The organism is Polaromonas sp. P1_F4 (assembly GCF_056405675.1).
Map to the genome: position 1 here is coordinate 160,804 of NZ_JBFUBP010000004.1, position 20,369 is coordinate 181,172.

Sequence of the window (20,369 nt, forward strand, 5' to 3'; positions counted from 1 at the left end):
CAGATTTTACGGGTTTGGCTGTTGAGGGACATGCCGTAAACCCCCTGCGTCCTGAGGCCTTCCCGCACCGGTTCAATCACCAACTTGTAATAGTCTGTTGGCGATTTGCAAGGTTTGGGGCATGCCATGAAGCGCATTGGCCGGCCCTGCAGGCCTGCTGGTTTCATACCTGTCAAAATTGCCGGCATGGAACTAGTCACCTTTCTCATCGATTTCATTCTTCATGTCGACAAGCACCTGGAAGCCTTTGTCACCAGCTACGGCGCATGGGTGTATGCCCTGTTATTCCTGATTATTTTTGTGGAGACTGGCGTAGTCGTCATGCCTTTTTTGCCGGGCGATTCGCTGTTGTTTGTGGTGGGTGCGATGTGCGGCGTCGGCCTCATGAGTTTTCCGGTAGCGGTGGCGTTGCTGTTTGTGGCGGCGGTACTGGGCGACCAGTGCAACTACAGCATAGGGCGGGCCTTGGGCCCCAAAGTGTTCCAGTGGGAAAACTCGCGCTGGTTCAACAAAAAGGCTTTTGACCAGGCCCACGCGTTTTACGAGCGGTATGGCGGCATCACCATCATCGCGGCGCGTTTCATGCCCTTTCTTCGCACCTTTGCCCCCTTTGTCGCAGGCGTGTCGGACATGACACGCAGCAAGTTCACGTTGTACAACCTTGTGGGCGGCGCGCTGTGGGTCGGCGGCATCATCACGGTAGGGTATTTTTTCGGCAACATTCCGTTTGTCAAAACCCATCTCGACAAAATCATCTGGGCCATGATTTTTATTCCCGGCCTGATTGTTATTTTCGGCGCCTGGAAAGCCAGGCGCAAAGCAGGCAACGCCGGCGCCTGAAGGTGCGCTGATACGCACCCGCCCAAAAGGCCTGTTGTTGAGCGGGCTTGATGCAACGCAGTCACGCGCAACTGCGCACGTGATAAAAAATGACAGTGCCGCCTTTCTGGCTGGCAGGAAAACCTGAATGAACATCACTCCCCTGGATATTGCCGCAGTGCACACGCTGCCGGAATTATTGGCCTTTCGCGTGGCACACAGCCCCGAGGCTGAGGCTTACCGTGAATTTGATGCCGTCACCGGGCAATGGCGCAGCACCTGCTGGGCTGAGGCCAGCGAGCGGGTCGCGCAGTGGCGGCGCGCGCTGGCGGCCACGCAGCTGCCGGCCCGTGCAAGTGTTGCGATCCTGTTGCCTAACGGCCTTAATGCGGTGAGCATCGACCAGGCAGCCCTGTCGTTGGCGCTGGTGCCTGTGCCGCTGCACGCCATTGATAATGCCGGCAGCATTGCCTACATCCTGGCCGACTGCGAAGCTTCCCTGCTGATGGTGTCGTCGCTTTCACAGTGGCAGGCCATTGAGGCTGTGGGAACGCCCTTGCCGGCGCTGCGCTGCGTGGTGGTCGCCGCGCCCGAAGCGCCGTTGAGCGGGGCGGGTGGGGCGGTGGCAGTTGTGCCCCTGGCCGACTGGCTGGCGGCGGGGGAGGGGTACGCCGGCTTGCTGCCCGCACCGCAGGAGGACGACCTCGCGGCCATCGTCTACACCTCTGGCACCACTGGCAAACCCAAGGGTGTGATGCTGACGCACCTCAACATCGTGTCCAACGTGCGGGCCATCCTGTCGCTGGTGGTACCGGCGGAGGACGATGTGTTCCTGTCGTTTCTGCCGCTGTCGCACACGTTTGAACGGACTGCGGGTTATTACCTGCCCATTGCCGCAGGAAGCTGTGTGGCTTATGCGCGTTCCGTGCCCTTGCTGGCCGAGGACCTGAAAACCGTGCGCCCCACAGTGCTGATTTCGGTGCCGCGTATTTACGAACGCGTATTTGCCAAACTGCAGGAAGCGCTGACGCAGTCGCCGCTTAAAACACGCCTGTTTCTGGCGGCGCAGTCTGTCGGCTGGCGGCGGTTTTGCCGCGCACAGGGATTGCTTTTGGCGGAAAGCGAAAAAAGTCCGTGGGCATGGCTGGATCCCCTGGTCTGGCCCCTGCTGGAGCGGCTGGTGGCCGGAACCCTGCGGGCGCAGTTTGGTGGGCGCGTGCGGGTGGCCGTGAGCGGTGGTGCGCCCTTGTCGCACGCGGTGGCACGCTGTTTCCTCGGGCTGGGCCTGCCGCTGCTGCAGGGGTACGGCATGACGGAGACATCGCCCGTGGTGTCGGGCAATGGTGTGGACGACAACGACCCGGCCACGGTGGGTAGGGCCTTGCCGGGTGTCGAGGTGCGCATCAGCGCCAACCAGGAGCTGCAGGTGCGCGGCCTGCTGGTGATGAAGGGCTACTGGAAACGCCCCGAAGACACGGCCCGCGTGCTGACAGAAGACGGCTGGCTGTGCACGGGAGACCAGGCCGTGATCGATGGCGGGCGTATCCGCATCATGGGACGCCTGAAGGAAATCATCGTGACGTCGACCGGCGAAAAAGTACCGCCTGGCGACCTGGAGGTGGCGATTGCCGCCGACTCCCTGTTCGACCAGGTCTTTGTGGTCGGTGAAAACCGCCCCTTCATCGCCTGTGTGGCAGTGGTCAACCCGGCCGAATGGCGGCGTGTGGCTGCAGCGCTGGCGCTGGACCCCGAGGACCCGGCCAGCCTTCACCTGCCGGCTGTCCACAAGCTTGCGCTGGAGCGCATGGCAATCCAGACGAAAGACTTTGCACGCTATGCGACGCCGCGTGCCGTGTACCTTACGCGGGAGCCGTGGACGCCCGAAAACACCCTGATGACCCCGACGCTCAAGCTCAAGCGCAACAATCTGATGGCCCGTTATGCGCGCGAAATCGAGGCGATGTACCGTCCCGAAGCGCGGATCAGCGCCCACCCTTGAGAAACAGGTCGCGGTCGGGTGCGAAGTTGGCATGCAGAGGCAGCATGGCGCCGCCCAGTGCGCGGGCGTCGGAGCCAATGCTGCCGGCGATCACCTGGGCGGGCCAGAGGCCTTCCCAGTTGTAGCGGCCGAGTGCTGCGCCCGTGGCTTCAATCAGTCGCTGCAGCAGCGGGCGGCAAAAGGAGCCATCCATCACCACGGCATCAATATCCAGCAGGGCCGTTGCGCTGACCACGCTGTGGGCCAGTGCATTGGCGGCGCTGGCCACCCAGGCCTGGGTGTCGGACTCGAACGGCGGCTGCAGGGCGCGTTCGTCATAGGCTGCAGTCGGATCAAGCCCGCGTGCCTTGAAACACTGCTCCAGTTCCCACAGCGAAGCCTGGCTGACCAGCTGTGGCGGCGCGCCGGGTGGCTGGGCCGCCTGCAATGGCAGCGATGCCACGGCGCCGGCGTTGTTGTGGATGCCGGCGTGAAGTTGTGAGTTGATGACCAGGCCGCCGCCCACAAAGGTGTCGACAAACAGGTAGAGAAAGCTCTTGAGGTCGCGTCCGCGGCCCGACACCAGTTCGGCCACACAGGCCGCCGAAGTGTCTTTGGCAAAACTCACAGGCAGCTCGGTCATGGCCTGCACTTCGGCGCTGAGGTCGATGTGGTTCCATCGGTCCGACTGCTGCGCTGACAGCCCCAGCATCCGGTGCCAGCCACCGAGCTGGAAGGGCGCGGCCACCCCCACACCGACCAGCCGCGGAGCCAGTGCACCGAGTTGCTCGCGCAGGGTGCGCAGGTTCTGGCCGATCACGGGGAGCAGGGTGTCGGCATCGGGGAAGGCATAGGCCAGCGACAGGCGTTGGCGGACCTGCCCGGTGAAATCGACCAGCAGCCAGTCGGTGCTGCGCCGGCCAATCTTGATCCCCACGGAGAAGGCGCCGTCGGGGTTCAGCGCCAGCGGCACCGAGGGCTGGCCAATGCGCCCGCGCACGCGATCGTGCCGGATCAGCAGGTCGTCTTCTTCCAGCCGGGTAGTGATCAGCCCGATGGTCTGTGCGGTCAGGTTGGTCAGGCGGGCCAGTTCGGCTTTCGGTACGCTGCCGTGCAGGCGGATGGCCTGCAGCACCACGCGTTCATTGAACTGGCGCATGCCCACGTGGTTGGAGCCGCGCTGGCGCAGCCACACAGGCGTGGCTGCTTCGGATTCCGCAGAGGTAGCGGGAGTGGCCGCAGTGACAGGAGATTCGGTCATGGACGCAGATTTTCGCCGATGACCCCTTTGCGCAGGATGAAGTTGCCAAAAGGCTGCAATTCACCCGTCACCACAATCGCATAGGCTTGGCGTACCCGTTCATAAAACGCGTAGCGCTCAACGGCCTCGGCCTGCTGGTGCGGCAGCCAGTTCGGGGCCAGCAGCGCCAGTACCTCGCGCTGCAGCTCTGAACGGTAGGGAGCCTCGGTACCGCTGACCTGCATGTAAGCCACCGGATGATCCACGTCTTCAGCCAGAGGCAGCAGTGAAGCCACGGCCCGAACTGTTCGCGCCATGCCGTGGCCAGGCAGGCGAAGCACCGGTTTGCCCGCGCCCACACTCATGGCCGTGAAGTTGGCATCGGCCAGCAGCAGCGCGTCATCATGACCCATCTCCGCCAGGAGCTTGAGCAAGTCGGGCGTGAGCAGAGGGTCAATGCCTTTAAGCATGAGTGGGCCTCATGCGTTGCGGTGTGACAAGCGTGGAAGCTTCTTCTTCACCAGCCGGGGCCGCGGAACCGGCTTCGCCGGGCCGCAGGCGCAGCGCCCCCTCGGGGGGCAGCGAGGACACGTCAGTGCCGAGCGTGGGGGCTGTTTCAGGCAAGCGCGGACTCCGGCAGTTCTTCGGCCGTCTTGGCGCCCGTCATCACGGCCACGGTGTCGCTCATGCTGATGGTCTTCGGATTCACGACTGCCGCACGACGGCCCAGGCGCTGGATGTGGATGCGGTCGGCGATTTCAAACACATGCGGCATGTTGTGGCTGATCAAAATGACGGGCAGGCCTTTGTCGCGCACCCGGCGAATCAGCTCCAGCACCATGTTGCCCTCTTTCACGCCCAGGGCAGCCGTGGGTTCATCCATGATGACCACATGCTGCGCAAACGCGGCAGCGCGAGCCACGGCCACGCACTGGCGCTGGCCGCCCGAAAGTGTTTCCACGGCCTGTGTCATCGAACGAATCCCGACCTTGAGCTCCTGCATGCGGGCAATGGCCTGCTCCAGCATCTTCTTCTTGTCGAGCACGCGCAGCCACCGGCCCAGGGGGCCGGGCTTGAGGAGTTCGCGGCCCAGAAACAGGTTCTCCGCAATGCTCATGGCAGGGGCCACAGCCAGGTCCTGGTAGACGGTTTCGATCCCGGCACGGCGCGCATCGATGGGAGACTTGAAGCGCATCGGCTTGCCGTCGAGCAGCAGCTCACCTTCGTCGGGCACGGTAGCGCCCGACAGCGCCTTGATCAGCGAGGATTTGCCTGCGCCGTTGTCACCGATCACGGCCAGGATTTCGCCGGCGCGTAGTTCGAAGTCGGTGCCGTCCAGCGCGGTGACCTGGCCATAGCGCTTGACCAGTCCCTTGGCCTGCATGATCAGAGGAGCGGAAGTGGGGAGGGGCGTGGGGGTGTTCATCAGCGGGGCCCTTTGCGCGACATCTGATCGGCCGCGACCGCCAGGATCACCAGAATGCCGGTAATCAGTGTCTGGTAGACGGAGGCAACGCCCATCAGGGTGAGACCGTTGCGAAACACGCCCACAATCACCGCGCCCACGAGTGTGCCAAGGATGATGCCGCGCCCGCCAAACAGGCTGGTGCCGCCCAGCACCACGGCCGTGATGGCATCCAGGTTTTCCGTTTGCCCGGCATTCGGATCGCCGACGCCGGTACGCGCCACCGACAGGAGCGCGGCGATGCCGTAAAAGAGGCCGGCCAGTGCATAGACGGCCACCAGCACGCGGTCGACCCGGATGCCGGTCAACCTTGCGGCTTCGGCGTTGTTGCCCACGGCATACAGGTGCCGGCCCGGCGCGGTGTCCCGCAAGACAAACCACGCCAGCAGATACAGGCCAATCATGGTGACGGTTCCCAGGCTGACTTCGGTGCTGCCCACATCGAAGGTGTTGCCCAGCGCGGTCAATTCCGCCGGGAGGTTGGGAACGATTTGCGCGTTGGAGTAGATCTGGGTGATCGCAAATGCGATGTTCAGGGTGCCCAGCGTCACGATGAAAGGGGGCAATTTGATACGGGTGACCAGCAGGCCATTGAGAAGGCCGAAGCCGGTCGTGACCGCCAGGCCGCAGGCAATGGCCAGATAGGGGTTGATGCCGTAATTCACGGCGAACTTGGTCATCACCATGCCGCCCAGTGCCATCACCATGCCGCAGGACAGATCGATGCCAGCCGTCAGGATGATCAGGGTCTGACCAATGGCCAGGACACCGACGACCATCACCTGCTGCAGCACCAGGGACAGGTTTTCACCCGTCAGGAAGCGGTCGGACTGGGTGGTAAAAAAGATGCAGGTGGCCAGCAGGGCCAGCCAGGGGCCGAGGGCTCCCCAGGGGATGTGGCGCGAAGACAGGTTCATCGGTAAGGGCCCAGGATGAGGAAAATGATGTTGTCATCCTGCACCAGGTCCGGTGCGGGATGACGGGCGGCAAGCGTTTGGCCGATTACTTCGCACCCCAGCAAAGGTCCAGGCCCGTTTTGGTGTCCTTACTGTCTACACCCGGGAGGGCTTTGGCCGAGATCAGGGTCACCCCGGTGTCGGTGTAACCCGAAGCCTTTTTGCCGCCCTTTGCGTAGCTGACACCCGCTGCCACGCCCAGCGCCGCCATAGTCAGGGGGTATTGCTGCGACGTTGCGGTGATCATGCCGGCTGCCGTGTCCTTGATGCCCTGGCAGCCGCCATCGACAGAGAGAATGGTCACGCCTTTTTCCTTGCCGGCCTTTTTCAGTGCATTGAATGCGCCGGCGGCCGCGGGTTCGTTGATGGTGTAGACCACGTTGATGTCGGGATTTTTTTGCAGGCAGTTTTCCATGGCGGTCTGGCCTTTGGCCTGGTCACCAAAACTATCGGCCATGCAGACCACGGCGGGGTCTTTGGATAACTCGTTGGATTTGGCATCGGCCGCTGCCAGGCCGAAACCCTTCATGAAACCGTTGTGACGCTGTGCGCCCACGGGGTGACCGGGGAACAAATCGAGCGTGGCGATTTTGGCGGGCTTGCCGGCCAGGGCCGCCTTGGCGTACTGGCCAATCAGCACACCGGCCTTGTAGTTGTCGGTGGCAAACAGCGCGTCAGCTCCCGCAAAAGGGCTGTCCAGTGCAATGACCTGCACGCCCTTGGCCTGCAGTTTTTTGACAGTGGGTGCGATGGCATCGCCGCTGGCGGTGATCAAAATGGTTTTGGCGCCGCCGGCAGCCATGTTTTCCAGTGCGGTGATCTGGCCTGCTGTGTCGCCGTCGGATTTGCCGGCGGCGGTCAGCAGCTTGGCGCCGAGTTTTTTGGCCTCGGCTTCAGCGCCTTCCTTCATCTTGACGAAGAAAGGGTTGGTTTCGGTTTTGGTAATCAGGCCGATCACAGGTTCGCCCGCTGCAAAGGCTGATGTGGCGGCCAGCGCGAGGCTGGACAGTGCCAAGAGAGTGGTGGTCTTTTTCATCAAATTGTCTCCTTGTTGAATCGACATTCCAGGCCGCCAGGCACTGGGGTTCGAGGGAAAGTACCCATGAGTGCTGGGCGTTGGTGAACTATAGTGGCGCTTGAGTTATTAAATCAAGTTGTTTTAGTTATGGATTACCCTGAGATCATGGAAAACCCTGGGAAATTGGTGCAAGTTGCAACCGCTGGTGAAGCGTTGATTGACCTGATCGTTCAACCGGACGGACGTTATGAACCCTGCCCGGGTGGCGCTGTTTTCAACCTGACGCGTGCGCTGGCCCGGCAGGGCGTCAGCACCCTGTACCTCAACCCTTTGTCGCGCGATCGCTTTGGCCGCCAGCTGGCTGCAGCGTTGGCTGGCGATGGTGTGCGGCTGGCCTGTCCACAGCCTGTGGCACAAAGCACCTCACTGGCCGTAGTGGGGTTGGATGATGCAGGCCATCCCGACTACGTTTTTTACCGGCAGGATGTGGCGGACCGTGCGGTCACGGCGGACAGCCTGATCCAGTCGTGTCAACGCGTCCCCGCGCTCGAGATGGTATACACCGGTGCCCTGGCACTCGCGCCCGAGGATGCGGGCCGCTACCTGCCATGGCTGCGTGCCCAGCATCAGGCGGGCAGCGTGGTGGTAGTGGATGCCAACCTGCGGCCGTCGGTCATGCCGGACCTGCTGGCCTACAGGCGCAATGTGCACGCTGCGCTGCAACACGCCGACGTCGTCAAGGTCAGCGATGAAGACCTGGAAAGCCTGGAGATACCTGGCGCTGATGTATTTGCGCGGGCGCAGCATCTGCTCGGCACGAGCGGTGCCGACTTGCTGGTTCTGACCCTGGGGCCGCACGGAGCCTGTCTGTTGACACGCGATGGCCGGCAGTGGCGCGCCCGCGAATCCCGGCCGTTGGCGGTGGTGGATACCGTGGGGGCGGGTGACTGTTTCCTCGCCGGCTTCATGGCTGCCTTGCTCGCGCGGAAAACCGCTGTGAGCGGCGCTGGCGCCCTGCTAACGCTGCCCGACGATGTGGGGCGCAGTTTGCTAGCCCATGCTGTGGCCAGCGCCAGCTTGTGTGTCATGCAGCGTGGCTGTGTGCCTCCGACCGGGGCGGAAGTGCAGGCCAGGATTGAAAAGGCAACCTGCGTATTTGACTGACGGCCGCTACCGATGCCTTACTGAAAAGATCAGGGAAAGAAGTCGGAGATCGTAAGTAAGCGTATTATCTGTCCGAAATCCTGTGCACAGGTATGCTGCAGGACCCGGAGACACTCAGATGAACGCACCCCATACTCTGTCACGCTGGAGCGACCCCGGCTCCAGTCGCGTGCCCTTCTGGGCCTACACCGATGCGCAGCTGTACCAGCGCGAGCTGGACAAAATCTTTTATGGGGCGCACTGGTGCTATGTGGGCCTGGAGGCCGAGATTCCCAATGTGGGCGACTACAAACTCAGCCATGTCGGTGAACGCCAGGTGCTGATGGTGCGGGACCGTATTGCGCCCAAGGACCGTGCCACCGACCACGGCATACGCGTTGTTGAAAACCGTTGTGCCCACCGTGGCGTGCGCTTTTGCCAGAACCCGCAGGGCAATGCGCGCAGCTTTGTCTGCCCGTATCACCAGTGGACCTACAAACTCAACGGCGACCTGGCGGGGCTGCCTTTCAAGGACGGCGTGAAAGAGGGTGATTGCGTCAACGGCGGCATGCCCGAAGGGTTCGATCTCAAGGACCATGGGCTGACCAAGTTGCGTGTTGCAGTGCTGCACGGCCTGGTGTTTGCCACTTTCAGCAACGACACCGAACCGCTGGAAGACTATCTCGGCCCGCAGATCACGCCGTGGCTGGACCGCATCTTCAAAGGCCCCGACGGAGCGCGCAAGCTGACGCTGCTGGGCTACAACCGCCAGCGCATTCCGGGCAACTGGAAGCTGATGATGGAAAACATCAAGGACCCTTACCACCCCGGCCTGCTGCACACGTGGTTTGTGACCTTCGGCCTTTGGCGTGCCGACCAGAAAAGCCGCATGGTGATGGACGGCGAGGGCCGCCATGCCGTGATGATTTCGCGCCGCAACGAGGGTGGGCAGAACGACGCCGTGACCGAAGGCGTGACCTCGTTCAAAGCCAACATGGCCCTGCATGATGACCGCCTGCTGGACGTGGTGCCCGAGCCCTGGTGGAAGATGCCCGACCCATCCAGCCCGGGCAGTGACATCACGCCGACCGTGACCATGATCACGCTGTTCCCCAGCCTGATCATCCAGCAGCAGGTCAATTCGCTGAGCACGCGCCACATCGTGCCGCGTGGGGAGGGTGAGTTTGATTTCATCTGGACGCACTTCGGCTTTGCCGACGACACACCCGAAATGACGCAGCGCCGCCTGCGCCAGGCCAACCTGTTCGGCCCGGCCGGTTTTGTCAGTGCGGACGACGGTGAAGTGATCGAGTTCAGCCAGGCCGGCTTTGCACAGGCTGGCGACACCGGCTCAACACTGTGCGAGCTGGGCGGCACTGGCACCGAGATGACGGAGCACATGGTCACCGAAACCCTGATCCGCAGCATGTATGCCTACTGGAAGAAAGTCATGGGTCTATGACGGCGAGTGAACAGCGACTGCAGCGCCTGATGCTGCAACTGGAGGTGGACCAGCTCAACGCAGCCTACGCGGCGGCGCTGGACGAAAAACGTTTTGAAGCGTGGCCGGAATTTTTTGTGGAGGAAGGCCGCTACAAGGTGCAGGCCCGCGAGAATTTTGACCGCGGCCTGCCGCTGGCCCTGATGGCGTTGGAAAGCCGGGGCATGATGAAGGATCGGGTGTATGGCGTCACGCAGACGATCTATCACGGACCTTATTACATGCGCCACATCGTCAGCCCGGCGCGCATCCTCTCGGAGGAAGGCGATGTCGTCAAGGCCGAGGCCAACTACGCGGTATTCCGCACCAAGCCGGGTGGGGTGAGCGAGGTCTACAACGTCGGGCGTTATATCGACGAGCTCATCAAAAAAGACGGCGTCCTGAAATTCAGGAGCCGTCTTTGTGTGTATGACAGCGAGATGATCCTCAACTCGCTTATCTATCCGGTTTGAGGTGTCGGCTGACGCAGCGGCGAGTTAGTCTACCGGGTAAAGTGACCCGCGCAGCGTGCGCATTCACGTGCGCGGTCCCACTTGAGCAGACGTCCCGACGTTGGCGACCCGGACCAAGTCCGGTACTGGATAACCTGTTTCTGACGCGCTATAGTTGCCGCGCCATGTCAGCAATTGTTCGCTAAAAAAATATGTCGGTAAGAGTCTATGGCTTTATTGAGGGCTCCAATTCCAGGGATAGTAGTGCTCAAGACACTCATAACCAATTGCAGCTGCAGGCGCTGCCAGAGTCTGGTTGTCAGTTGACCAAAGAACTCTTCTCTTTTGTGCCATATAGCAGAGGGCATGCCTACTACGGCAGCCATATTCACTTTGCTGCAGGATATAAAGATTTTTATAGCCTGAATACAGATTGGCTCGGAGAGTTCGAATCTCTACTTTCCAAGTTGTATTGGATTCACGCAGAATTAATCTTGACTTGGTCCCAAGAACGTTATGTCTGGGTTTCTGACTACTCTCGCGATATCTCAAGCAACGTGCCTAACAAAATTGTGAGCAGATCAAGGTTCGAAAGTGCGTGGGACTTAAAGGAGATAGCTTGGGATTCATAAAGTCTGCTTTAACAACTTCATTCTTACGGGGGCAAATCAAAAAAAGCGGTTTTTGCATCAGTGCAGAAACCGCTTTTTTTTATTAAGCACCGTGGCAACCCGCTAAGCCACGTTAGGCGAGTTTCCGATCAGGCCTTTGCGCGCCGGAGGAGATCAGCGCTTCTTGCCCACCTCATTACCGATCAGGGCACCCGCCGCTGCGCCGCCCACGGTACCCAGGGTGCTGCCGAATACGGCATTACCGACCAGGCCACCAGCCACGGCGCCTACGCCGGTGCCTATCTGTGCATTGGTCGGGCTGGTGCTGCAACCACCCAGGCCTATCAGTGCCGCCGCTGCTACCGCTGACATCATCAATTTCGTATTCATCTTGTCCGCCTTTGCTCAAAGTTTCAGGCTTGCTGCGGGTGTTCACATCGTGAAGCCCCGACCTTGCCTGTGACTTCACTGTAGGAGGGGCGGGTCGGTGGCGGTTGTAGGAGAAGGCTGCCGCGGCGTGTCGGCTTGCTGCGGTCCCGGGTGGTAATTTCGGCGCATCCGTGTGCGCCGACGCGGTGCTTAAACGGCGCGGTTGCGTGCCAGCGGCGGGTTGCGCGCGAAGTAGCGCGTGATGCCGCGCATCAAGGCGTCGGCCAGCTGTACCTGGTATTCGTCGCTGCGCAGTTTGGCTTCTTCGTCGGGGTTGCTGATGAAGGCGGTCTCCACCAGCACACTGGGAATGTCAGGCGCTTTCAGGACAGCGAATCCGGCTTGCTCGACCTTCGGTTTGTGCAGCTTGCCGACATTGCCGATCTCGCCCAACATGGCGCTGCCGAGCTTGAGGCTGTCGTTGATCTGCGCCGTGGTGCTCATGTCGAGCAGGGCTTTCTGTACCTGGGCGTCCTTGGCCTTGACGTTGATGCCGCCCACCAGGTCGGCGGAGTTTTCTTTATCGGCGATCCAGCGCGCCGCGCTGCTGGAGGCACCTTTTTCACTGAGCGCGAAGACGCTGGCGCCCTGTGGACGCGCCGTAAAAAATGCGTCGGCATGGATGCTGATAAAGAGGTCGGCCTGCACGCGCCGCGCTTTTTGCACGCGCACATGCAGCGGCACAAAGAAGTCGGCATCGCGCGTGAGGTAGGCGCGCATATTGGGCTGCTGGTTGATACGGTCGCGCAGGCGATGCGCGATCTGCAGCACCACGTCTTTCTCGCGCGTGCCGCCGGGGCCGACGGCGCCGGGATCTTCCCCTCCATGGCCCGGGTCCAGCGCGACGATGACGAGGCGGTCGGTCTTGTTCTTCGCAATGATGGCTGCTTCGGGCGAGGTCTTGGCTCCGCCCGGGCTGGCGGGGCTGGTGGTTGGTCCGTGGGTCTTGTCCTTGTCCTTCTCCGCGACAGTTGCCGGGGGCGGCTTCCCATCGGCCTGCTTGCCGGACTGCCGTGCGATCAGGTCGGCGATAGGGTCGTTGGCGGGCGCGGGTGTGGCGCCCGGTTGCCTGTCGGCGAGCTTCTCGGCAATCAGTGCTTCGAGCGGGTCGGCGACCTGCGTCGGGTACAAGTCAAACACCAGCCGGTACTGGTAGGCCGCCACAGGCGGCAAGGTGAACACCTGCGGCTGGATGGGCTGCTTGAGATCTATCACCAGCCGCACCACGCCAGGGGCGTTTTGCCCCACGCGTATGCCCGAGATATTCGGGTCGTCGGATTTCACCTTGGCGACCAGTTCGCGCAGCGCGGGAATCAGGTCTATGCCTTCCATGTCGACGGCAAGGCGCGGCGGGTCGGCGATGAAAAATTGTTTTGCCTTGATCTCGCCGTCCGACTCGATGGTGAGCCGCGTGTAGTCTTTGGACGGCCAGACACGTACGGCCACGATGGTCGCCCCGCGCGCGATGTGCTGCACGCCCAGCAGAAGTACTACGCTGCCCAGTTGCAGGGCGCTGCGGCGGGTGACGGGCTGCCGCTTCATGCCAGCAATTCCGCGCCTGTGGGCGTGTGAGCCGTCAGGGTAACTGCGCGGGTATCGTCCGGCAGGACTTCCAGGCGGAGCCGCAGATCAGGTTGCGGCAGATGCGGGCCTGCTTTTTCCGGCCATTCGACCAGCTTGAGCCCGGTGCTGGCAAAGATGTCGCGTAACCCCGCCTCTTCCCACTCGCGCGGATCGTTAAAGCGGTAGAAGTCAAAATGCCAGATATTCATCTTCGGCAAAGTGTAGGGCTCGACCACTGCATACGTGGGACTTTTGATGCGGCCTTCGACGCCCAAACTCTTGAGCAGGTGGCGCACAAAGGTGGTCTTGCCGGCGCCAAGGTCGCCCTGAAGCTCAATGAGCGCGCGGCCAATGGCGGGATGACCCGCCAGTGTTTGCGCGAATGCCGCCGTGGCCGCTTCGTCGGGCCAGGGAATGTTTTTTACAATCAGCGGGTGCCCGCCAGCAATTCTTTGAACAGTCATCAATTCGTTTCTCAAATTCAAACTTGGGCGCGCGAGCTTGGATTTTCGCAAATTGGCGTGGCCGGTGTGGATTTATCGTCGGCCGAGCCCGGATTATCAGCCTGGCTGGCCGCAGGCTTCCATGGTGACATGCATTACATGGCAGCGCACGGGCTCAAACGGGCCCGGCCGGCCGAACTGATACCGGGCACCGTCAGCGTCATCACGGCACGCATGGACTACCTGCCCGCATCGACGGCTGCCGCCCCGGGCGAATGGCAGGCCCTTGAATTCAGCCGGCTTGAGCGGCCGGCGGAAGGCATTGTGTCGGTGTATGCGCGCGGCCGCGACTATCACAAGATCATGCGCGCGCGCCTGCAAAAACTCAGCGAACGCATCTCCGGCCGCGTCGGCCAGCTCGGCCATCGGGCCTTCACCGACTCCGCGCCTGTGCTGGAGGCCGAGCTGGCAGCCCGCAGCGGCCAGGGCTGGCGTGGCAAGCACACCTTGCTGCTTAACCGGGAAGCGGGCTCCATGTTCTTCCTGGGGGAAATCTACGTCGACATTGCCCTGCCGCCCAGCGAGCCGGTGACGCCGCACTGCGGCACCTGCCAGGCCTGCATTGACGTGTGCCCGACGCGGGCGATCATCGCACCCCACAAACTTGATGCGCGGCGTTGCATCTCTTACCTCACCATCGAACACGCGGGCCCGATCCCACTGGAGCTTCGTCCGCTGATGGGTAACCGGATTTATGGCTGCGACGACTGCCAGCTGGTCTGCCCGTGGAACAAGTTCGCCCAGCGTAGCGCCTTGCCCGACTTTGACGAGCGCAGCGGCTTGACCGGGCAGCAACTGGTCACGCTGTTCAGCTGGACGGAAGCAGCGTTTTTGCGATTCACCGAAGGCAGCCCGATACGCCGTATTGGCCATGAACGCTGGCTGCGCAACATTGCGGTGGCCATGGGCAATGCCCTGCGTGTAATCGATCCTGAGGCGGGACAGCCCCTGCGCGAGGCCCTGCAAATGCATGCCGCCTCTCCCAGCGAGCTGGTGCGGGAACACGTGGCCTGGGCCCTTGATCAGTAAATTTGAATGAAATTGGCCTGCAACCCTTTAAGGACGTGCGCGAGCAGCTATTAAATCAATAGCAAGTAGCCAGCTTCTCCCTAACGCAGCACACCCAGGGCAAACGGCAGGCTGACTACGCCCAGCATGGTGGACAAGGTCACCAGCCCCGCCACGTAACCCCCGTTGTAGCCCATGCGTGCCGCCAGCACGTACGCGCTGGAAGCGGTCGGCAAGGCGGAAAACGCCAGCAGGATGGTGCTTTGTACGGGCGACAGCCCGAAGGCTTTGCACAGGCCCAGGGCCACGACCGGCATCAACAGATGCCGTATCGACAGCACGGCCACTGCCAGCGTTTTGGCTTGCGACAGGTGGCCGAACTGCATGCCGGCGCCCGCCGCCATCAGGCCCAGGGCCAGCGAGGCGGCTCCAATGCGCGTCACCGTAGGTTCGAGCCAGACAGGCAGGGTAAAGCCGAGCAGGTTGGCCGCCAGGCCTGTGGCCGTGGCCAGGATCAGCGGATTGCGCACCAGCTCGCCCATGAAACCGCGCTGGGCATGCCGCGCCATGGGCCATACCGCCGCCACGTTGAAGAGGGGAACACACACGCCGATCAGCACGGCGATCAGCTGCAGGCCCTGGCTGCCCGCCAGCCGGTCGGCCAGAGCCAGCGCAATGAAGGAGTTGAAGCGAAATGCCACCTGCGCGCTGGCGGCGTGCTCACGCGAGTCGATGTGCCTGCCCAGCCAAGGCAGGTGCGGCAGGCTGTAGGCCATCGCAATACCGGCAATCCCCAGCAGGATGCCGGCGCTGATGAGGCTGGATGCGGCGCCCAGGTCCAGCGGGCTTTTGACGATCGAATGAAAAAGCAGGACTGGAAACAAAAAGTAATAAACCAGGCTCTCCACCTGCTCCCATACGGTGCGGTTGAGGGCGGTGTAGCGGCAGACGAGGTAGCCGCAAACAATGAGGGAAAAGTCGGGAAAAAGAAGCTGCGCGTAGTTCACTCGCCGAGAATAACCGCAATCCCCCCGGGTTTGCCCTTATGCGTAATCCACAACTGCGGGGCATGAATGTTGCGATTACCATTTCTGCTGTTTTTATTGAAGGACTGAACATGCAACGTCGTTATCTGTTTGCCTATTCCGTGGTGTCCGCGCTTGCGCTGGGCGCCGCCGCAGGCCCCGCATCGGCACAGGGTTATCCCAACAAGGTGGTCAAGCTGGTGGTGCCCTTCGCGCCCGGCGGCACCACTGATATCGTCGCCCGCGTCATCTCCGAGCCCCTGGGCAAGGCCTTGGGCCAGAGCGTGATCGTCGAAAACCGGGCCGGCGGCGGCGGCGTGGTGGGCGCACTCGAGACATCGCGCGCCGTTCCCGATGGCTATGCGTTGGGTGTGGCCACGGTGTCCACCACCGCGGCCAATCCGGCCATCAACCCCAAAATTCCGTACAACACGCTGACGGACTTCACGCCCATCATCAACATCGCCGCAACGCCCAACATCATTGCGGTTCACCCGAGCTTTCCGGCGCGCAACTACAAGGAGTTTGTAGCTGAGCTCAAAAAGAACCCCGGCAAGTATTCCTATTCATCCTCGGGCACCGGCGGCATCGGTCACCTGCAGATGGAGCTCTTCAAGAGCATGTCGGGTACCTTCGTGACGCACATTCCCTACCGCGGTGCAGGTCCGGCCCTGAACGACACCGTGGCCGGGCAGGTGCCCATGATTTTTGACAACCTTCCATCGGCCCTGCCGTTCATCCAGCAAAAGCGTCTGATCCCCATTGTGGTGGCCGCGCCCCAGCGCCTGGCTGTGCTGCCGGATGTACCCACTTTCAAGGAAGTCGGCCTGGAGCCTGTGAACCGCATGGCCTATTACGGCATCATCGGCCCGAAAGGCTTGCCAAAGGACGTGGTCGACAAGGTCAGCGCCGGGGTGAAGAAATCGCTGGAAGATCCGGCGATACGCAAACGGATCGAAGACACCGGTTCCCTGATCATTGCGAATACGCCCGAGCAGTTCACGGCGCAGATCAAGGCCGAATTTGATGTCTATAGAAAAGTGGTCGATTCGGCCAAGCTCAAGCTCGAATAAGGCTGGGAATCCGGCACGGCCGGAAGCGAAGCTACGCGTAAGCCGCCGCGCATTCAAATGTGCGGCGGCTTTTTTGTTATGGTCACCCCATGCAGCCAGAAAGCCAGTCCAGTATTGATGGGTTTATTGACGCCTTGTGGCTGGAAGACGGGCTGTCCAAAAACACCCTGGCGGCTTACCGCCGCGACTTGTCGCTCTACGCCGGATGGCTGGCTGCCAGGGAGCAGGGAGGGCGAAAACTTGACGAGACGGCGGAGGCCGATCTCAACCGCTACTTTTCGGCCCGGCACGCTGCGACCAAGGCAACATCCGCCAACCGGCGCCTGACGGTGTTCAAGCGCTATTTTCGCTGGGCATTACGCGAGCACCTGATTGCTGCAGACCCGACGCTCAAACTCCAGTCGGCAAAGGAGGCGCTTCGGGTGCCCAAAGTCATGAGCGAAGCCCAGGTTGAAGCATTGCTGGCCGCACCCGACGACGGCACGCCGCTGGGCCAGCGCGATCGCGCCATGCTGGAACTGTTGTACGCCAGTGGCCTGCGTGTGAGCGAGCTGGTGGGCCTCAAGACATTTCATGTGGGACTGAACGAAGGGGTGCTTCGCGTCATGGGCAAAGGCAGCAAGGAACGGCTGGTGCCCTTTGGCCAGGTGGCGCGGGAATGGATTGTGAAATACCTGGCGGACGCCCGGCCGGCGATTCTGGGCGGGCAGCAGACCGACGACCTGTTTGTCACCGGCCACGGCAAGGGCATGAGCCGCGTGATGTTCTGGATGCTGGTGAAAAAATATGCGCGGCTTGCCGGCATCAACTCGCCGCTGTCTCCGCACACCTTGCGCCATGCATTTGCCACGCATTTGCTGAACCACGGCGCCGACCTGCGCGCGGTGCAGATGCTTTTGGGGCATGCCGATATTTCCACCACAACGATTTACACCCATGTGGCGCGCGAGCGGCTCAAAGCCTTGCATGCGCAACATCACCCGAGAGGCTAGAGATGTGGCCCCCACGGTCGCTCACTTCGTGTGGCTCCCGAGGCCTTGCAGGCCGCGGCTCGCGAGACGCTTCGCCTCTGTCGCCCGTCCAAGCCTGCGCAGGCAGGCTTGGAGCCGCGGGCTCCAGCCCCTCGGAGGCCGCCCGCCTGCGGCCTGGCAAAGCCAGTTCCGCGGCTCATGCTTGGTTGAAGAATTCTGTGGGTACGACGAGCGATGGATATATTCGCCAGCAGGGGCCGAGGGTCCGGCTTTGCCGGCCCCAGGCGCCGTCCCCTGCAAGGGGAAAAGGGCTACACGAAGTGAGCCCGATAGGGGTGTGCCGATTTTTCGGCTTTGCCAGACCCCAGGCGCCGCCCCCTGCAAGGGGGGAACAGGCTACACAGAGTGAGCCTGGACGGGGGTGTACATGTAGTCCCGAGTGAACGGGTAGCTAGACTGGGCGCCGGTGACCGGTGTGTTGTGCACATCACCTGAGGGCTTGGCCGCCAGCATCTGGTGCAGCGAGATCCAGCCCTGTTCAAAGCTCATGGCGCTGCCCGCCAGGTATAGGCGGTAGGCTCGCAGAGTCTTCTCCGCGCGTTCGGCTCCGCCGTCTGTGGCCAGTACCTGGCGCGCATCGTCCAGCCTGGCCTCCAGGGCGTCCGACCAGTTCCACAGCGTGCGGGCGTAGTGCGGCCGCAGGTTCTCCGTGTCGACCATCTCCAGACCTGCACGTGACATGTGCTCCAGTACGGCGCTGACATGCATCAGCTCTCCGCCGGGGAAGATGTACTTCTCGATGAATTCGCCCATGCCGGCACCGAGCTGGCGATTCTCCAGGCCGCCGGCCGTGATGCCGTGGTTCATGACCAGCCCGCCCGGGGCCAGCAGGCGCATGATCTTCTGGAAGTAGCCCGTCATGTTGGCATGGCCCACATGTTCAAACATGCCAACAGACGATACCTTGTCGAAGGGCTGGTCTTCCGGCATGTCGCGGTAGTCGCGCAGCTCCATGCGCACGCGCCCCTCCAGGCCTTTTTCCTGAATCAGCCGCTGCACGTGCGCGTGCTGGTTTTTCGACAGGGTGATGCCGGTGGCGTCGACGCCGTAATGCTCGGCCGCCCACATCAGCAACGCGCCCCAGCCGGCACCTATGTCCAGGAAACGTTCGCCGGGCTTGAGCATGAGCTTGCGGCAGATGTGGTCGAGCTTGGCTTCCTGGGCCTGGGCCAATGTCATGGCGTTGTCGCTGTAGTAGGCGCATGAATACACCCGCCGGGGGTCGAGCCAGAGCGCATAGAAGGCGTCGGACACGTCATAGTGGAACTGGATTTGCGCTGCATCCCGGCTTTGGGTGTGGGCGGCCAGGGACTTGGCGCGATGCAGCAGGCCGGACCACCAGCCGGTGTCGCTTTGCACCGGGTTGCCGGGGAGCAGTTTGGTGACGGCGCGCATCACGTCGCGCATGGCGCCCTCGAGCTGGAGTTTGCCTTCGACGTAGTCCTCTGCCAAGGCGCCGATCTGGCCGGCCTTGAGGCGGGCGATGGAAGACCAGTGCGAAAACGCGAGCTTGACGGGGGCGTTAGGCTCTCCGAGACGCTGGCCCTGCGGCAGCTGCAAGGCGATGTCCGCGGGCAAGCCCGGCATTTGCGAAGGGATGTCTGGAACGAGATGCCGGATCATGCGCAAACTCCTTTTCAAGAGTTTTGCAGTCTAGCGCTGTTCGAAAATCCCTGCCGTGACTGTATGTGTAGGAATTCGCCGCGTCCTGGAGTCTGTTCCTAGACCAGAAGCGCCAGTTCCACCTCGTCAAAACCAGCCCGCCGGCGGGCGTCCAGGTTCAGCGGGCCCTTCAGGCGAGGCGCCCCATACTGCCTGGCCAGCACCGGATAGGTCGCCACCGGGTCCAGCCCCCGCTGGGCGCACAGGTGGCGATACCAGTGGTTGCCGATGGCGACGTGGCCGATCTCGTCGGCGAGGATGATGTCCAGGATGTCGACGGCCCGAAGCGCTTCGGGAGAACCGACCTTGCGCAGTTTCGCCTGCATGGGCGGGGTGGCGTCCAGGCCGCGGGCCTCCAGGGTGCGCGGCACCAGCGCCATGCGCGCCAGCACATCGCCTTCGGTTTTGGCGGTCATGTCCCATAGCCCTGTGTGCGATGGGAAATCGCCGTAGTCGTAACCCATGGCCTTTAGATGGGCGCGCAGCAGGCTGAAATGGCGGGCTTCTTCGGCGGCTACCTGCAGCCAGTCAAGGTAATAGGCCCGCGGCATGCCGGCAAAACGCCAGATGGCGTCCAGGGCGAGGTTGATCGCGTTGAACTCAATATGGGTGACGGCGTGGAGCAGAGCCGCCAATCCTTCGTGGGTGAAAGGTGAACGCTTGGGGACGTCGAGGTAGGACCGCAGCTCGGGCCGTTCCGGGCAACCGGGCACGCCAGGCAGCGCCGGAATTTGCAGCTCAGATGCTATCAAAATAGTAGCTGCTTGCGCCCGTACCTGTTGGGTCAGGTGTACTTTTTGCTCTGGATTTTTGGCGAGCAGTGCCTGCAGCGCTTGCTGGCGCAGTTCTGCAGGGGCCGGTAGGTCCGTCATGAATCCATTGTCGTTGATACCTTGGGGATGTCCGGAATGGC

At 62.2% G+C, this 20,369-nt stretch carries 19 protein-coding genes; 8 read left to right on the forward strand and 11 right to left on the reverse strand.

The window, feature by feature from the left end:
• The first annotated feature begins 186 nt into the window (after positions 1 to 186).
• Both AC1DYQ_RS10570 and AC1DYQ_RS10575 read left to right on the forward strand, forming a co-directional pair.
• On the forward strand, positions 187 to 840 hold the full coding sequence (locus AC1DYQ_RS10570; RefSeq protein ID WP_477686752.1) for a DedA family protein: 654 nt from the start codon (positions 187 to 189) through the stop codon (positions 838 to 840).
• 127 nt (positions 841 to 967) lie between these two features.
• The gene (locus tag AC1DYQ_RS10575) at positions 968 to 2,818 is read left to right on the forward strand and encodes an AMP-dependent synthetase/ligase (RefSeq protein WP_477686753.1); all 1,851 of its coding nucleotides are present in this window, start codon (positions 968 to 970) and stop codon (positions 2,816 to 2,818) included.
• Here AC1DYQ_RS10575 and AC1DYQ_RS10580 read toward each other — a convergent pair.
• The 5 genes from AC1DYQ_RS10580 to AC1DYQ_RS10600 all read right to left on the reverse strand — a co-directional run bounded on the left by AC1DYQ_RS10580 (position 2,802) and on the right by AC1DYQ_RS10600 (position 7,494).
• Positions 2,802 to 4,058 carry an ROK family transcriptional regulator gene (locus tag AC1DYQ_RS10580; protein ID WP_477686754.1) on the reverse strand — a complete coding sequence of 419 codons (1,257 nt, stop codon included), beginning with the start codon at positions 4,056 to 4,058 and terminating at the stop codon, positions 2,802 to 2,804. The genes AC1DYQ_RS10575 and AC1DYQ_RS10580 overlap by 17 nt on opposite strands.
• Positions 4,055 to 4,507, reverse strand: coding sequence for an RbsD/FucU family protein (locus AC1DYQ_RS10585; protein WP_477686755.1), 453 nt, complete (start codon positions 4,505 to 4,507; stop codon positions 4,055 to 4,057). Before AC1DYQ_RS10585 ends, AC1DYQ_RS10580 begins: the two co-directional genes overlap by 4 nt.
• Before the next feature lie 146 nt (positions 4,508 to 4,653).
• The gene (locus tag AC1DYQ_RS10590; protein ID WP_477686756.1) at positions 4,654 to 5,463 is read right to left on the reverse strand and encodes an ATP-binding cassette domain-containing protein; all 810 of its coding nucleotides are present in this window, start codon (positions 5,461 to 5,463) and stop codon (positions 4,654 to 4,656) included.
• Positions 5,463 to 6,419 carry an ABC transporter permease gene (locus AC1DYQ_RS10595; RefSeq protein WP_477686757.1) on the reverse strand — a complete coding sequence of 319 codons (957 nt, stop codon included), beginning with the start codon at positions 6,417 to 6,419 and terminating at the stop codon, positions 5,463 to 5,465. The genes AC1DYQ_RS10590 and AC1DYQ_RS10595 overlap by 1 nt, the downstream gene beginning before the upstream one ends.
• Positions 6,420 to 6,504: 85 nt before the next feature.
• The gene (locus tag AC1DYQ_RS10600; RefSeq protein WP_477686758.1) at positions 6,505 to 7,494 is read right to left on the reverse strand and encodes a substrate-binding domain-containing protein; all 990 of its coding nucleotides are present in this window, start codon (positions 7,492 to 7,494) and stop codon (positions 6,505 to 6,507) included.
• 129 nt (positions 7,495 to 7,623) lie between these two features.
• On the opposite strand from AC1DYQ_RS10600, the gene AC1DYQ_RS10605 reads away from it, so the two are divergent.
• The 3 genes from AC1DYQ_RS10605 to AC1DYQ_RS10615 all read left to right on the forward strand — a co-directional run bounded on the left by AC1DYQ_RS10605 (position 7,624) and on the right by AC1DYQ_RS10615 (position 10,572).
• A complete protein-coding gene (locus AC1DYQ_RS10605; protein WP_477686759.1) occupies positions 7,624 to 8,640 on the forward strand; it encodes a PfkB family carbohydrate kinase in 1,017 nt (338 codons plus the stop codon).
• Positions 8,641 to 8,758: 118 nt separating this feature from the next.
• A complete protein-coding gene (locus AC1DYQ_RS10610; protein ID WP_477686760.1) occupies positions 8,759 to 10,081 on the forward strand; it encodes an SRPBCC family protein in 1,323 nt (440 codons plus the stop codon).
• A gap of 29 nt (positions 10,082 to 10,110) precedes the next feature.
• A complete protein-coding gene (locus AC1DYQ_RS10615) occupies positions 10,111 to 10,572 on the forward strand; it encodes an aromatic-ring-hydroxylating dioxygenase subunit beta (RefSeq protein WP_477686916.1) in 462 nt (153 codons plus the stop codon).
• 764 nt (positions 10,573 to 11,336) lie between these two features.
• On the opposite strand, the gene AC1DYQ_RS10620 is transcribed toward AC1DYQ_RS10615, so the two are convergent.
• The 3 genes from AC1DYQ_RS10620 to tsaE form a co-directional block, all read right to left on the reverse strand.
• Positions 11,337 to 11,552 (reverse strand): glycine zipper 2TM domain-containing protein, encoded by a 216-nt coding sequence (locus tag AC1DYQ_RS10620; RefSeq protein ID WP_477686761.1) that lies wholly within the window; start codon positions 11,550 to 11,552, stop codon positions 11,337 to 11,339.
• Positions 11,553 to 11,741: 189 nt separating this feature from the next.
• Positions 11,742 to 13,133 (reverse strand): N-acetylmuramoyl-L-alanine amidase, encoded by a 1,392-nt coding sequence (locus tag AC1DYQ_RS10625; RefSeq protein ID WP_477686762.1) that lies wholly within the window; start codon positions 13,131 to 13,133, stop codon positions 11,742 to 11,744.
• The gene (tsaE, locus tag AC1DYQ_RS10630) at positions 13,130 to 13,618 is read right to left on the reverse strand and encodes a tRNA (adenosine(37)-N6)-threonylcarbamoyltransferase complex ATPase subunit type 1 TsaE (RefSeq protein ID WP_477686763.1); all 489 of its coding nucleotides are present in this window, start codon (positions 13,616 to 13,618) and stop codon (positions 13,130 to 13,132) included. The genes AC1DYQ_RS10625 and tsaE overlap by 4 nt, the downstream gene beginning before the upstream one ends.
• A gap of 15 nt (positions 13,619 to 13,633) precedes the next feature.
• On the opposite strand from tsaE, the gene queG reads away from it, so the two are divergent.
• Positions 13,634 to 14,686 carry a tRNA epoxyqueuosine(34) reductase QueG gene (queG, locus tag AC1DYQ_RS10635; RefSeq protein ID WP_477686917.1) on the forward strand — a complete coding sequence of 351 codons (1,053 nt, stop codon included), beginning with the start codon at positions 13,634 to 13,636 and terminating at the stop codon, positions 14,684 to 14,686.
• Positions 14,687 to 14,766: 80 nt separating this feature from the next.
• Here the strand turns inward: queG and AC1DYQ_RS10640 are convergent, their stop codons facing one another.
• Complete coding sequence (locus AC1DYQ_RS10640; protein WP_477686764.1) at positions 14,767 to 15,672, reverse strand: AEC family transporter; 906 nt, start codon at positions 15,670 to 15,672, stop codon at positions 14,767 to 14,769.
• A gap of 110 nt (positions 15,673 to 15,782) precedes the next feature.
• Here AC1DYQ_RS10640 and AC1DYQ_RS10645 point away from each other — a divergent pair, with 110 nt between their 5' ends.
• Both AC1DYQ_RS10645 and xerD read left to right on the forward strand, forming a co-directional pair.
• Positions 15,783 to 16,763, forward strand: coding sequence for a tripartite tricarboxylate transporter substrate binding protein BugE (locus AC1DYQ_RS10645; RefSeq protein WP_477686765.1), 981 nt, complete (start codon positions 15,783 to 15,785; stop codon positions 16,761 to 16,763).
• 89 nt (positions 16,764 to 16,852) lie between these two features.
• A complete protein-coding gene (gene xerD, locus AC1DYQ_RS10650; protein WP_477686766.1) occupies positions 16,853 to 17,755 on the forward strand; it encodes a site-specific tyrosine recombinase XerD in 903 nt (300 codons plus the stop codon).
• Positions 17,756 to 18,130: 375 nt separating this feature from the next.
• Here xerD and AC1DYQ_RS10655 read toward each other — a convergent pair whose 3' ends face one another.
• Together AC1DYQ_RS10655 and AC1DYQ_RS10660 are read right to left on the reverse strand one after the other, a co-directional pair.
• Positions 18,131 to 19,417: a class I SAM-dependent methyltransferase gene (locus AC1DYQ_RS10655; protein ID WP_477686767.1), complete on the reverse strand. Its 1,287-nt coding sequence runs from the start codon at positions 19,415 to 19,417 to the stop codon at positions 18,131 to 18,133.
• A gap of 98 nt (positions 19,418 to 19,515) precedes the next feature.
• Positions 19,516 to 20,328 (reverse strand): ferritin-like domain-containing protein, encoded by an 813-nt coding sequence (locus tag AC1DYQ_RS10660; RefSeq protein WP_477686768.1) that lies wholly within the window; start codon positions 20,326 to 20,328, stop codon positions 19,516 to 19,518.
• Between the last annotated feature and the right edge of the window lie 41 nt (positions 20,329 to 20,369).